General features: G+C 38.9%; 13 protein-coding genes. 11 read left to right on the top strand and 2 right to left on the bottom strand.

Going from position 1 to position 13,410, the window contains the following annotated elements:
- Positions 1-37 precede the first annotated feature (37 nt).
- Genes NSQ44_RS13050 through NSQ44_RS13040 form a run of 3 tightly spaced genes read left to right on the top strand, consistent with a single transcriptional unit; the run spans position 38 to position 3,617 of the window.
- Positions 38-688 carry a helix-hairpin-helix domain-containing protein gene (locus tag NSQ44_RS13050; RefSeq protein ID WP_340805777.1) on the top strand — a complete coding sequence of 217 codons (651 nt, stop codon included), beginning with the start codon at positions 38-40 and terminating at the stop codon, positions 686-688.
- Positions 689-721: 33 nt separating this feature from the next.
- Positions 722-1,282: a ComE operon protein 2 gene (locus NSQ44_RS13045; protein ID WP_063388016.1), complete on the top strand. Its 561-nt coding sequence runs from the start codon at positions 722-724 to the stop codon at positions 1,280-1,282.
- A gap of 25 nt (positions 1,283-1,307) precedes the next feature.
- Entirely contained in the window at positions 1,308-3,617 is a 2,310-nt protein-coding gene (locus NSQ44_RS13040) for a DNA internalization-related competence protein ComEC/Rec2 (protein WP_340857237.1), read from the top strand.
- A 100-nt stretch (positions 3,618-3,717) separates the two neighbouring features.
- Here NSQ44_RS13040 and NSQ44_RS13035 read toward each other — a convergent pair whose 3' ends face one another.
- A complete protein-coding gene (locus tag NSQ44_RS13035) occupies positions 3,718-3,849 on the bottom strand; it encodes a YqzM family protein (RefSeq protein ID WP_065095531.1) in 132 nt (43 codons plus the stop codon).
- Positions 3,850-4,137: 288 nt separating this feature from the next.
- On the opposite strand from NSQ44_RS13035, the gene holA reads away from it, so the two are divergent.
- Positions 4,138-5,190: a DNA polymerase III subunit delta gene (holA, locus tag NSQ44_RS13030; protein ID WP_340857236.1), complete on the top strand. Its 1,053-nt coding sequence runs from the start codon at positions 4,138-4,140 to the stop codon at positions 5,188-5,190.
- A gap of 15 nt (positions 5,191-5,205) precedes the next feature.
- On the opposite strand, the gene rpsT is transcribed toward holA, so the two are convergent.
- Positions 5,206-5,472: a 30S ribosomal protein S20 gene (rpsT, locus tag NSQ44_RS13025; protein ID WP_063388018.1), complete on the bottom strand. Its 267-nt coding sequence runs from the start codon at positions 5,470-5,472 to the stop codon at positions 5,206-5,208.
- Positions 5,473-5,667: 195 nt separating this feature from the next.
- Between rpsT and gpr the strand changes: the two genes are divergently transcribed.
- The 7 genes from gpr to grpE all read left to right on the top strand — a co-directional run bounded on the left by gpr (position 5,668) and on the right by grpE (position 13,392).
- Positions 5,668-6,762: a GPR endopeptidase gene (gpr, locus tag NSQ44_RS13020; protein ID WP_063388171.1), complete on the top strand. Its 1,095-nt coding sequence runs from the start codon at positions 5,668-5,670 to the stop codon at positions 6,760-6,762.
- A 74-nt stretch (positions 6,763-6,836) separates the two neighbouring features.
- On the top strand, positions 6,837-8,006 hold the full coding sequence (gene spoIIP, locus NSQ44_RS13015; RefSeq protein WP_340857235.1) for a stage II sporulation protein P: 1,170 nt from the start codon (positions 6,837-6,839) through the stop codon (positions 8,004-8,006).
- A 24-nt stretch (positions 8,007-8,030) separates the two neighbouring features.
- Positions 8,031-8,378, top strand: coding sequence for a DUF3679 domain-containing protein (locus tag NSQ44_RS13010; RefSeq protein ID WP_063388020.1), 348 nt, complete (start codon positions 8,031-8,033; stop codon positions 8,376-8,378).
- A 184-nt stretch (positions 8,379-8,562) separates the two neighbouring features.
- The gene (gene lepA, locus NSQ44_RS13005; RefSeq protein WP_340857234.1) at positions 8,563-10,392 is read left to right on the top strand and encodes a translation elongation factor 4; all 1,830 of its coding nucleotides are present in this window, start codon (positions 8,563-8,565) and stop codon (positions 10,390-10,392) included.
- 63 nt (positions 10,393-10,455) lie between these two features.
- Complete coding sequence (hemW, locus tag NSQ44_RS13000; protein WP_340857233.1) at positions 10,456-11,601, top strand: radical SAM family heme chaperone HemW; 1,146 nt, start codon at positions 10,456-10,458, stop codon at positions 11,599-11,601.
- An 81-nt stretch (positions 11,602-11,682) separates the two neighbouring features.
- A complete protein-coding gene (hrcA, locus tag NSQ44_RS12995) occupies positions 11,683-12,708 on the top strand; it encodes a heat-inducible transcriptional repressor HrcA (protein ID WP_340857232.1) in 1,026 nt (341 codons plus the stop codon).
- A 51-nt stretch (positions 12,709-12,759) separates the two neighbouring features.
- A complete protein-coding gene (grpE, locus tag NSQ44_RS12990; RefSeq protein WP_232515773.1) occupies positions 12,760-13,392 on the top strand; it encodes a nucleotide exchange factor GrpE in 633 nt (210 codons plus the stop codon).
- Positions 13,393-13,410 lie beyond the last annotated feature (18 nt).

The following is a 13,410-nucleotide window of genomic DNA, read 5'->3' as shown; positions in this document are numbered from 1 at the left end:
GAACCATTTCCTTTTTATAAAAAAGTATGGGGTTTTTTTGTTAATCATTTTCGCTGCCATTTTGTTTTTTATCATCAACAACTGGCGTGATTCAAACGAGATCGAAGTTTCCGATGAACCATTGCTGGAAACGGATGAACGAACGCCGATGCAAAAAAGCAGAGAAGATGATGACGAAGAAGAGAATGAGCACCGTAACGAACAGACGACGATGATTTTTATTGATGTAAAGGGGGCTGTTCGTAAGCCTGGTGTTTATGAATTGCCGTCATCCAGCAGGGTGTTTGAAGCAATCGAAAAAGCTGGAGGAATGAATGACCAGGCAGACGGAAATCGTGTGAATCTGGCCAGAAAGCTAACAGACGGTATGGTTGTTTATGTGCCAAAGCTAGGCGAAAAAATTGACGAAAATGCTCTTATGGATGAAAGCGGCGCAAATGCTGATGCTTTACAAAGACCGCAAGAGAAAGAAAAAATCAATATTAATACGGCGACAAAGGAAGAGCTGCAAAAATTAACGGGAATCGGCCCTGCAAAAGCGGAAGCAATTATCGCACACCGTGAAGAAAACGGGCCGTTTCAAAAAGAAGAGGATTTATTGGAGGTTACCGGTATAGGAGAAAAAACGTTTGAAAAGATCAAAAATGAGATTAGCGTTGACGAACATGAAGACTTGTCGATAAACTGAAAAAGAATGTTTACAAAATTCGGAGGGGTAAAAGTGGATCGAATTTCTTGGAATCATTATTTCATGGCGCAAAGCCATTTGCTTGCGCTGAGAAGCACATGTACAAGACTTGCTGTCGGTGCTACGATTGTCCGCGATAAACGGATTATTGCGGGGGGATATAACGGCTCGATCGCAGGAGGAGTTCACTGTATTGATGAAGGCTGCTATGTGATTGATAACCATTGTGTTCGAACGATCCATGCGGAGATGAATGCGATATTGCAATGCGCCAAATTTGGAGTGGCAACAGCAGGAGCGGAAATTTACGTCACGCATTTTCCATGCTTAGCTTGCACAAAAGCGATTATTCAAGCGGGTATTCAAAGTGTATATTATGCAAAAGATTACAAAAATCATCCATATGCAATGGAATTATTTGAACAAGCAGGTGTTCATATAGAAAAAGTCGCATTCGATGAAACGACTTTGGATTTAAAAAATGAAGAAAAGCGCGAATATGTTGAGCAGCTTTTAAATGCTTTAAAACATCTCGGCGTATCAGAAACGGACTTGAAAAAATGGAATGAACAAGCCCGTCAACTTTTCGGCTGATCTAATCGAAAAGGAGGTTATTTTTTTGAGAGGCCAGTGGGCATATGTCGCGATTTCCGCATTGTTGGCGATTGTTTCCGCTACCTCTTTTCCTTCCCTTCTTCCTTTTTTCATTTTTGCTGCACTTCTTTTTTTCTTATGGCTTCAACATAAAAGGAAATTAGCTTTCATCGTTGCTTGCTCGTTTTTGTTTATGCTTCCATATTTTCATTGGTATGATCAACAAAATAAAACAAATTATCACGAAGGTATGTTATCAGCAAAAGGAAAGGTAATCTCCTCTCCTGAAATCGACGGGGATCTGATGACATTTGCGGTCGAGACGAATCAGGGAGAAAAGCTGACGGCCCGTTATACATTGAAAACAAAACAAGAGATGAAAAGTACAAATAATATACGGCCAGGTGATATATGCAATTTTTCAGGAAAGCTTGAAAAACCGAAAAATAACACAAATGAAAATGCGTTTAATTATAAGCGCTATTTGTATTTTCAGCAAATCCACTGGCTGTATAAGCTCGACAAAATCGGGCATTGTACATATAAGCCGTCATGGAAAGATCATTTGGAAAATTACCGGCAAAAAATGATTGAATGGATTCAACATAAATTTCCAGAAAAAACAGCCGGCTTCGTCCTTGCTTTGACGGTAGGCTATCAGAACAATATTCCAGAAGAAGATCTTGCCGCTTATCGAAAGCTAGGGATTGTTCATATTCTTTCGATTTCAGGTCTTCACGTAAGCATATTAATCGCCTCACTTTACTTCTTCCTTTTGCGGCTGGGCATTTCAAAAGAACAAACCATTATGATTTTGATTTGCTTCCTCCCCTTTTATGCATTGTTAACAGGAGGAGCTCCGCCTGTCGTCCGCGCCTCTCTTATGGCAGCGCTGATCATGGGAGGAACACTTTTTAAACAAAATATGCCCCTTTCTGATTCAATCTCATTCAGCTTTCTTCTCATGACATTTCTTGACCCGTATGAAGTTTTTCATCTTGGATTTCAGCTTTCTTACGCAGTCACATTTTCGCTGATTTTATCAAGACAAATCTTTCAAAAATGCAGGAATTCATTGCAATTGTTGGCAGCAGTTTCATTTGTTGCCCAAACTGCTTCACTGCCGATTATATGCTACTATTTTTATCAATTTTCTCTATTGAGCTTTATCATGAATATTATGTTTGTGCCGCTATACACGTTCTTTTTGCTGCCGCTTACCATGATCACCCTCATTTTAACCGTAATTTCTTCTTCCATCGGTTCAATATTTGTTTCCCTTCTTCACACTTCTTTTACTTTGTCGTCCAAAACAGCATTATTTTTCAGTAATTTGCCTTTTTTCACGATAACAACTGGCAAACCGTCTGTTTTTTTATTTCTGTTGCAATATATCATTTTTATCAGCCTTTTCTTTCAAATGGAACATAAGCCGATGGCAAAATGGGGAAAACCGATATTATGCAGCGGTTTGCTCACTGCATTGCTGGTGATTGCAGGGAAAATGACAATGCCTGGAGAAGTAACAGTTCTTGATGTCGGACAAGGAGACAGCATTTTTATTAAAGAACCCGGCTTAGGCAGCAGTTATTTAATTGATACAGGAGGAATGGCTGTATTTGAAAAAGAGAGCTGGCAGATGCGAAAAAAACCGCTTTCCATCGCGTTGGACGTTCTGATTCCTTATTTTCAGTCGAAAGGGATAGAGAAAATTGACATTTTGTTTTTAACACATGGAGACTATGACCATATCGGCGAGTCATTAACCTTAATTAAACATTTTCAAATAAATAAATTGGTTATTCCAAAATATTTTTCCAGAGAAGAGCTGGAAAAGCAAATAGTAAAAGAAGCGAAAAATCGAGGAATTGAAATATTTGAATTAGAAGCAGGAGATCGGATCACAGGCAGAACAGCTTTCCACGTTCTCTCTCCTTTCACAAAATCGGATTCTAAAAATAATGATTCTCTCGTCCTCATGGCAAAAATAGGCGGGTTGCGCTGGCTGTTTACCGGTGATCTTGAAGAAAGCGGAGAGCGGCACATGATTAAACAATATCCGAAAATGACTGCGGATGTGGTCAAGATCGGACATCATGGAAGCAGAACTTCGACTAGCGATATATTTTTACGAACAGTTGATCCGAAGATCGGGATCATTTCAGCGGGAAGAAACAATCGTTTCGGACATCCTCATCAAGAAGTATTAGATCGCTTAAAAAAACAAAACGTTTTCATTTTTCGTACAGATCAAATGGGTGCTGTCCAATACAAATATCGAAATTCTAAAGGAACCTTTTTATTCTACCCGCCATACGATACATTAACAAAATAGGGCAGTTTTGACAGCTTGAAAATGGAGTGATGATTGGACGGCTGGGTCCGGATTGTACAAGGAGCAAAAAGAAAGAGACTGCTGTTTGCAGCCTCTCTCTTTACGAGCCGATCAATTTAATCGCTGTTGCAATGATAAACAATGTGGCAAAAAAGCCAAAAGAAACAATAAAACCGACGGCAGAATCAACAGCATCATTACGTTTGCTTACATTTTGTTCAAATTCGTTCATCTATACCCCTCCTCATCATCATAAGTAGTATAAGCGATTTCAGCAAAAAAATCTACATTCTTAAAAATGATTCATGTTAACGATTAACAACTATATTCTTTTTCGAAAGGGAGAATATATGAATGGGTAATCGTTTTTTTGTAAGTGTCCCGGGGCTTACAAAAAACGTTCATATAAATCGGAGGATTGGCTTCGCTGCCAATTCTCCATTATGTTGAAGTGTTGCGAAAAAATTTTTTTCCATATATGATGAATGAAGCACACTTCATTTTTTAGGGGAATCTTAAGATGATTGTCGATTTATGGAATTCATTTAAAAAGAAACAATTTCAGTCTCTTTATTTATTTTTTGGAAAAGAATCATTTTTATTAAATGAAACAATTCGCAAATTGTTAACCGAGGCAATTAGTGAAGACGAACGGGAATTTAATTATTCCGTCTATGATATGGAAGAAACAAATATAGAAACGGCTGTTGAAGATGGGGAAACGATGCCGTTTTTAGGTGAACGCAGGATGGTTGTTGTGAAAAATCCTTATTTTTTGACGAGCGAAAAGAAAAAAGAAAAAGTGGAGCATAATCTTAAAAAACTTGAACAATATGTAGAAAATCCTGCCCCGTTTACTGTTTTTGTCTTTTTGCTTCCACATGAAAAAATTGATGAAAGAAAAAAGCTGACAAAACAAATAAAGAAAGCGGCAACAGTAGTTGAAATGAATTCCTTTTCAGAAGAGGAAACTGTCAAATGGATAAAGGAAAAAGCGGAAGCAGAAAATGTGGCGATGGAAAAAGAAGCGATCGATGAGCTTATGGAAAAAACATCTGGCAACTTAATGATCATAGATAAAGAGATGGAAAAATTATGTGCATATGTTGGAAGCGGAAATAAGTTGACTGCAGAAATAGTCAAGCAGCTCGTTGCACGCTCGCTTGAACAAAATGTTTTTGATTTAATTGATGCCGTCGTCAAAAAGAAAACAGAAGAAGCCTTTAAAATTTTTTATGATTTGTTAAAAATAAACGAAGAACCGATTAAAATTTTAAGCCTCCTTACACAACAATTCCGTCTATTATATCAAGTGAAGCAGCTTTCGAAATCCGGTTACGGACAGGATCGGATGGCGTCATCCTTAAAGGTTCATCCGTTTCGCATTAAGCTGGCTTTAAAACAGGAGAAGCAGTTTTCTGCCAGTGAATTGCAGAACATCATAAAAGCTCTTGCGGAGACAGATTTTGAAATAAAAACAGGAAAAAAAGATAGACAATTAGCGTTAGAGTTTTTGCTGCTGAAGCTGTTTCAGCAAGAAAAAAAGCAATCAACAAGCGGGATAAAAGCTTGATGATTGCTTTTATTTTTATGCAGATAAGCTGTTTAATTTTTTAGCTAAGCGTGATTTGAAACGAGCGGCTGCATTTTTATGAATGATTCCTTTGGAAGCAGCTTTATCAATTTTTTTCGCAGCTACTTTAAACGCTTCTTTTGCTTGTTCAACATCTTTATTTACAACGTACGCTTCAAACTTTTTAATTGCTGTACGCATAGCCGATTTCATTGATGTATTGCGGGCACGGCGTGTTTCATTTGTTTTCATTCGTTTAATAGCGGATTTAATGTTAGCCATTGTTTCACCTCCTACTGACTATATAAAATCAAAGCTGCCGCATTCTTTTTTGGATATAGAACAAAAGTTATTCTATCAAACGGTTTTTTCTTTTGCAATACTAATGTAAATGAAATCCCCCTTTGAAGCTAAGAAATGGGATGAAATGAAATGACTTTGGAAAAAATAGATAAAAATGAACTTGGGGTGACAATGATGAACAACGCGCTTGATTTAAGCAAATATTCAATCAGAACGGATTTGGCGCTTGAAGCGAGAGATTTGGCTCTTGAAAAAAAGAAAGAAATGGAGGGGGTCATCGTTCAAGAAGAAGAGGAAGACGGTATGAAAATTGTCCATATGGACATTACGGATAAAGGTGCTGAGACAATCGGCAAAAAGAAAGGCAAATATTTAACGCTAGAGGTGCAGGGAATCCGCAATAAAGATACCGAACTGCAGGAAAAAGTAATCAAAATGTTTGCAAAGCATTTCAGTTCTTTTTTGGAACAGCTGCAAATTTCTAAAGATGCAAGCTGCTTAGTGGTCGGTCTTGGCAATTGGAATGTCACTCCAGATGCTTTAGGCCCTTTAACATGTGAAAATTTATTGGTCACAAGACATTTGTTTCAGCTTGAACCAGAAAACGTCAAAGAAGGCTATCGACCTGTCAGCGCCCTTGCACCAGGAGTGATGGGGCTAACGGGAATTGAAACATCTGATATTATAACGGGAGTTGTAAAACAATCAAAACCTGACTTCATTATTGCCGTTGATGCATTAGCTGCAAGATCAATAGAGCGTGTAAACAGCACAATACAAATTGCCGATTCCGGCATCCATCCTGGATCCGGCGTAGGAAACAAAAGAAAAGAATTGAGTGTGGACACGATAGGCGTTCCGGTTATATCAATCGGAATTCCGACAGTAGTTGATGCTGTAACGATAACTAGTGATACGATTGATTTTATATTAAAGCATCTCGGCAGAGAAATGCGGGAAGGAAATCGCCCAAAAAATGCGTTGGCTCCGTCTTGGTTTAGCTTTGCTGAAAAAAAGAAGCTGACGGATGAAGATTTGCCTGAGGAAAAAGAGAGAAAGCAGTTTTTAGGGATAATCGGTACACTGGAAGAAAATGAAAAGAGAATGCTGATTCATGAAGTGCTGAGTCCACTTGGACATAATTTAATGGTAACACCAAAAGAAGTAGATATGTTTATTGAAGATATGGCGAATGTGCTTGCGAGCGGTTTAAACATGGCGCTCCATTCCGCGGTGAATGAAGAAAATACCGGGGCTTACACACATTAAAAACAAAGTAAAAGTTCTATTCCTCCCAGTGCTGTCATACATATTTTGTAGACAAGCCTTGGAGGAGGATTTTCATGAAGCATCGCAGAATGGTCGTAACAGTTGATAGGACAAGCTTAAAAAAAATCATCTTAGCGGGATTTTTTTTAATCATTTTTATGTTTTTCATTACAGGGCTTTTGACGTCGATTAAGATTGAATATCGTCCCGCCTCTAGTTCTATTCATGAAATCACGGGAAATATAAACGGCAGAATGTTTCTTCATTTATTAAACTTTGAAAACCGTTATTTTTCTCAAGGATTAGAAGAAAGTAAACCGGATTTTTCAGTTTCTTCCGTCCTTTTTCAATTAACGACAAGCATAAATCCTGATGATCCGCGCAGCTTGCTCGGACGGGAGCTTCCAGGGTTTACTTTGTTCGATGGCGACATCATTGTGGCTGGAGAAGGGACGAATTATACGAACATGCCGATTGAATCCGCTCCCCCGACAGAAGTGCTTTTAGAGGAAAGGGAAGCTTCGATTGACAAGCTTGAAGATGTGGAAGGCGAGGAAAAGCCCAAACAGTCTCCTAACTTAACAACAAATGGAAAAAAAGTCGTATTTATTTATCATACTCACACGACCGAATCTTATTATCCTTTATTAAATGGGGCAAAATCTCCTTTTCATTCAAAGGCGAATGTCACATTAGTCGGAGAAAAATTTGGACAGGAGCTTGAAGAAAGAGGAATAGGAGCGGTTGTGGACAAAACGAATTTTCAAACTGTATTAAATGAGAAAAAATGGAAATATTACAAATCATATGATGTATCAAGACCTGTTGTTCAAGAAGCATTGGCATCGAATCGAGATCTTCAATACATTTTCGACATCCACCGTGATTCACAAAAAAGGGATAAAACAACCATTACGATTAATGGAAAGAGTTATGCCAAAATTGCATTTGTGATTGGCGGGAATAATCCAAATGCTGATAAAAATAAAAAAATTGCACAAAATTTGCACAAATTGTTTGAAAAGAAATATCCGGGCTTAAGCCGTGGTGTGTTTTCCAAAAAAGGCGAAGGAGTTAACGGCGTTTACAATCAAGACTTATCAGAGAATTCGCTGCTGATTGAATTCGGGGGAGTTGATAATAACATGGAAGAACTCAGCAGAACTGTCGAAGCTGTTGCAAACATATTTAGCGAATATTATTGGCAGGCAGAAAAGGTGAGCGGGAGCGTTCAGAACGAGTGACGGCTTGAAAGGGAGGAATGTTTGATGGCGAAGTTTATGGCCAAAAGTCTGCTTCTAACCTTCATTATGTTTTTAGGAGTAATAATTGGCATACAGCAAGCGAGCCATGGCATTCAACAAATGAGAGGCTATGAGACGGAAGAGACAGTCGAAGCCGTTCAACTAAAGCAAAAGGACGACGGAAAACTGGAAGCCACGATTTTGGGAAATCAAGTGACAAGCCACGATTTACAAAAAAAGCAGGAGCAGCTTGAAAAAATAGAGGCATTCAATTTCTTCTCTCAAATTGGAAAATCGCTTGCGAATCTAGTGCAAAAAGGAACGTCAGCGATCATTGAAGGAATATTGGAGCTGATTGAAGCATACACCTAAACAAATTTAAAAGAAAGACTTGAAGCAATCCGCAGGTCTAGTCTATTTCAAAACAGGGTTCAGACAGTCATTCTGATCCCTGTTTTGCGTATTCAATCACAGAATAAATTTTCATTGAATCTCCAATTTTCTACTGATATAATCAAAGCTAGTGTAGTTGGCTAGTAGGAGTGGTGACAAAAATATGAAAAGGGAAGAAAAATTAGAACGCCAGAAGAGAATTCGCAATTTTTCCATCATTGCTCATATAGATCACGGGAAATCAACACTAGCTGACCGGATTCTGGAAAAAACAGCTGCTGTTACCCAAAGGGAAATGAAAGAGCAGCTGCTCGATTCGATGGATCTTGAACGCGAAAGAGGTATAACAATTAAACTGAATGCGGTTCAGTTATCATATAAAGCGAAAGACGGGAATGAATATATTTTTCATTTAATTGATACCCCTGGACATGTTGATTTTACGTATGAGGTTTCGAGAAGCTTGGCTGCCTGTGAAGGCGCCATTTTAGTTGTGGATGCGGCGCAAGGGATCGAAGCGCAAACGCTGGCGAACGTCTATTTAGCGATTGACAACGACTTAGAAATTTTGCCTGTTATTAATAAGATTGACTTGCCGAGCGCTGAGCCTGAACGAGTGCGACAAGAAATTGAAGACGTGATTGGGCTTGATGCTTCTGAGGCTGTGTTGGCATCAGCAAAAGCAGGAATCGGCATCGAAGAAATTTTAGAACAAATTGTTCAAAAAGTCCCAGCCCCGCAAGGTGACCCAGACGCACCTCTCAAAGCGCTTATATTTGATTCTCTGTATGATGCATACCGTGGAGTTGTTGCTTATATACGCGTTTTTGATGGTACGGTAAAAGTCGGAGACCGTATAAAAATGATGGCGACGGGGAAAGAATTTGAAGTAACGGAAGTCGGTGTATTCAAGCCAAAAGCGCATCCTGTACAGGAGCTCACGGTTGGCGACGTCGGTTATTTAACGGCTTCCATTAAAAATGTCAGTGACACACGAGTTGGTGATACGATCACTAGCACTGTCAATCCGGCTGCCGAGCCACTGCCGGGGTACCGAAAATTAAATCCGATGGTCTTTTGCGGGATGTATCCAATAGATACGGCAAAATACAACGATTTACGTGATGCTCTTGAAAAATTACAGCTGAATGACTCCGCATTGCAATTTGAACCTGAAACATCGCAAGCACTGGGCTTTGGATTTCGCTGCGGCTTTTTAGGTCTGCTGCATATGGAAATCATCCAAGAGAGAATTGAAAGGGAATTTCATATTGATTTAATTACGACGGCACCTAGCGTTATTTATCATGTTTATTTAACAGACGGCAGCATGGTTCAAGTTGATAACCCTTCGAACATGCCGGATCCGCAAAAAATTGACCGAATAGAAGAGCCTTATGTGAAAGCCGGGATTATGGCTCCAAACGACTATGTTGGTGCGGTGATGGAGCTTTGCCAAGGAAAACGCGGCCAATTCATAGATATGCAATATTTGGATGAAACGAGAGTCAATATTGTTTATGAAATCCCCCTTTCGGAAATCGTTTATGATTTTTTTGATCAGTTGAAATCAAGCACAAAAGGGTATGCATCGTTTGACTACGAACTCATTGGCTACAAACCTTCAAAACTTGTGAAAATGGATATTCTTTTAAACGGGGAGAAAATCGATGCTTTATCCTTCATTGTTCATCGTGACAGCGCCTATGAACGCGGCAAAGCTATCGTTGAAAAATTAAAAGAGCTTATTCCAAGGCAGCAATTTGAAGTTCCTGTTCAGGCTGCAATTGGAAACAAGGTCATCGCACGTTCAACGATTAAAGCTTTACGTAAAAATGTGTTGTCAAAATGTTACGGTGGAGATGTGTCGCGTAAACGGAAGCTTCTTGAAAAACAAAAAGAAGGAAAAAAACGAATGAAACAAGTCGGCTCTGTCGAAGTGCCGCAAGAAGCCTTCATGGCTGTGCTGAAAATGGATGAAAACCAAAAATGATGTTGACGAGTGCCGCAGCCATTGCTGCGGCATTAGCGCTTTGGAAAGGCAGGAGAATGAAAAATGGCTGAAGCCGCGTATATTCATATCCCGTTTTGCGAACAAATATGCCACTACTGTGATTTCAATAAATTTTTTTTACAAAACCAGCCTGTTGATGACTATTTGCAAGCACTGCGTTTGGAAATGATAAAGGCAATGGAGGATCAAGTATTAAATGAAGAATTAAAAACGATATTTATCGGCGGAGGTACGCCTACTTCCCTGTCAGCCAAACAGCTCGATCATTTAATGGAGAGCATACATCAAACTTTGCCGATGCAATCCGTAGTTGAATTTACAGTTGAATGCAATCCAGATCAATTAACGATGGAAAAGCTGTCTGTATTGAAAAACGCCGGAGTCAATCGCCTATCCATCGGAGTGCAAGCCTTTCAAGATTCATTACTGAAAAAAATTGGAAGGACTCATAATAAAGAAACAGTATTTCAAGCAGTTGAACGGGCAAGATCGCTAGGCTTTGAAAATATTAGCATAGATCTTATGTACGGTCTTCCCGGCCAAATGATAGAAGAATGGAAAGAAACTCTTTCCGTTGCATTTTCATTAGAGGTCCAGCATATGTCTGCTTATTCGCTAATCGTAGAACCGAAAACGGTGTTTTATAATTTAATGCGAAAAGGAAAGCTTTTGCTTCCTTCTCAAGAGGAAGAGGCGTTTATGTATGAGACCGTTATGAATGAAATGGAACGACACGGATACCATCAGTATGAATTAAGCAATTTCGCACGCAAAGGCTTTGAAAGCAAACATAATTTAACGTATTGGTATAATAACCATTACTATGGATTTGGAGCTGGAGCACACAGCTATTTGGACGGGATCAGGCGGGAAAACGCTCGACCGCTGAAGAAATATATTGAAATGATTTATAAAAATAATGGAACGGCCTTTGTTTCGGAGAATATGCTGACAAAAGAAGAAATGATGGAGGAAGAAATGTTTCTCGGATTGCGGACGATTAGAGGGGTTTCCAAAAAACGGTTCCGAGATAAATACGGATTAGATGTTGGGGAAGTATTTGGCCCGCAAATTGAAGAACAATTAAGAAAAGGTCTTTTATCTGAAAGTGCATCACATCTTTTTTTAACAAGAAAAGGAATGCTTTTAGGCAATGAAGTATTTCAAGCATTTCTCGCAGTTAGTTAATTGACAATTCTTCTTTCATTTGATAACTTTATCATAGAATTAGCACTCGAGTAATATGAGTGCTAACAGAGGTGATGTTCCTTGCTGACAGATCGTCAATTATTAATTTTGCAAATTATAATTGATGATTTTATTCAATATGCTCAGCCGGTTGGCTCCCGTTCTTTATCGAAAAAGGAATCGATTACGTTCAGCTCGGCTACAATCCGAAATGAAATGGCGGACTTGGAAGAATTAGGATTGATTGAAAAGACCCATACGTCATCAGGCAGAGTACCGTCCGAAAAAGGGTATAGATACTATGTCGACCATTTATTGTCACCAAAAAAATTAACGAAAAAAGAAATTATGGCGATAAAATCCATTTTCGCCGAGAAAATATATGAATTAGAAACGCTTGTTCAAAAATCAGCTCAAATTTTATCTGAGCTTACAAGCTATACAGCGATTGTTTTAGGTCCGAAAGTTTCGGAGAACCGACTCAAACGTTTGCAAATCGTTCCAATTAACGAAGATAAGGCGGTTGCCATATTTGTAACGAACACAGGCCATGTTGAGAATAAAATGATTACTTTTCCAGAAAAAATAGACATGAGTGAACTGGAAAAAATCGTAAATATTTTAAATGAAAAGCTTGCTGGCGTGCCTCTAAGCGAATTAAAGGATAAAATATACAAGGAAATTGCAAACATTTTACGGAAGCATATTAGAAATTATGATATTTTATTAAAATTGATTACTGGCACGCTGAATGTAGGTCACGAAAAAATATATTTCGGAGGAAAAACGAATATTTTGAGCCAGCCGGAGTTCCGCGATGTCTCTCAAATTCAAACATTTTTAGATTTCATAGAACAAGAAGATGAACTGTATGAGTTGCTAAAGACAAACCCGTCAGGCATTACGGTGAAAATTGGCACGGAAAATAAAATATCTGCTATGGAAAACTGCAGCTTAATTACTGCCACCTATTCAATTGGCGAGAAGCAAATCGGCACAGTCGCGGTGCTTGGCCCGAAACGAATGGATTATTCAAGGGTCATCAGCCTTTTAAAATTTTTCTCGAAAGATTTATCACAAGTTTTAACAAAGCTATATCAAGGATAGGATGGGGAATTCTCCATCCCTTTTCCTTTGCACTTTAAGGGAGGTGAAATGATGGCAAACGATCAGACTGAAAAAGAACAAACAATCCAAGAAGAAGTTGAATACAATAACGAGAAAGCCGAAAACGAGAAAGAAGAAATGCCTGATCAAGAAGAATTGCGCCAAGAGGGCAGCCAAGAGGAAAAAGGTGAAGACCAATCTTCTTCAAATGCTGAAGAGGAATTGGTGAAAGCGAATGAAAAGATCGCTGAGCTTGAGGCAAAGCTGGAGGAAATGGAAAATCGCATGCTTAGAGCTCAGGCCGATTTTGAAAATTTTCGCCGGCGCAGCAGGCTTGATATGGAAGCACAGCAAAAATATCGTGCGCAAAGTTTAATATCAGATCTTTTGCCTGCAATTGATAATTTTGAACGGGCGTTGAAAATTGAGGCAGAGGATGAAAAAACAAAATCCGTTTTGCAGGGCATGGAAATGGTTTACCGTCAGATCCTTCAAGCACTTGAAAATGAAGGAGTTGAAGTGATCGAAGCGGTTGGGAAACCGTTTGATCCGCACCTTCATCAAGCGGTAATGCAAGTGAAAGACGAAAATTTCGAATCCAATGTTGTTGTGGAAGAGCTGCAAAAAGGCTACAAACTGAAAGACCGGGTTATTCGACCATCTATGGTAAAGGTTAATGAGTAATTACATATGATAATTAGC

Origin of the sequence: Aeribacillus sp. FSL M8-0254, assembly GCF_038008845.1 — a bacterium.
Classification (GTDB): Bacteria; Bacillota; Bacilli; order Bacillales; family Aeribacillaceae; genus Aeribacillus; species Aeribacillus composti.
Note: the sequence above shows the minus strand (reverse complement) of the source record. Positions and strands in the feature narration are given on the sequence as shown.

Bases quoted from the DNA above. Each gene is read 5' to 3' on its own strand.
- NSQ44_RS13035 (WP_065095531.1), bottom strand. From the start codon at position 3,849: ATGAACGAATTTGAACAAAATGTAAGCAAACGTAATGATGCTGTTGAT.
- holA (WP_340857236.1), top strand. From the start codon at position 4,138: ATGATTGTCGATTTATGGAATTCATTTAAAAAGAAACAATTTCAGTCT.
- rpsT (WP_063388018.1), bottom strand. From the start codon at position 5,472: ATGGCTAACATTAAATCCGCTATTAAACGAATGAAAACAAATGAAACA.
- gpr (WP_063388171.1), top strand. From the start codon at position 5,668: ATGAACAACGCGCTTGATTTAAGCAAATATTCAATCAGAACGGATTTG.
- spoIIP (WP_340857235.1), top strand. From the start codon at position 6,837: ATGAAGCATCGCAGAATGGTCGTAACAGTTGATAGGACAAGCTTAAAA.
- NSQ44_RS13010 (WP_063388020.1), top strand. From the start codon at position 8,031: ATGGCGAAGTTTATGGCCAAAAGTCTGCTTCTAACCTTCATTATGTTT.
- lepA (WP_340857234.1), top strand. From the start codon at position 8,563: ATGAAAAGGGAAGAAAAATTAGAACGCCAGAAGAGAATTCGCAATTTT.
- hemW (WP_340857233.1), top strand. From the start codon at position 10,456: ATGGCTGAAGCCGCGTATATTCATATCCCGTTTTGCGAACAAATATGC.
- grpE (WP_232515773.1), top strand. From the start codon at position 12,760: ATGGCAAACGATCAGACTGAAAAAGAACAAACAATCCAAGAAGAAGTT.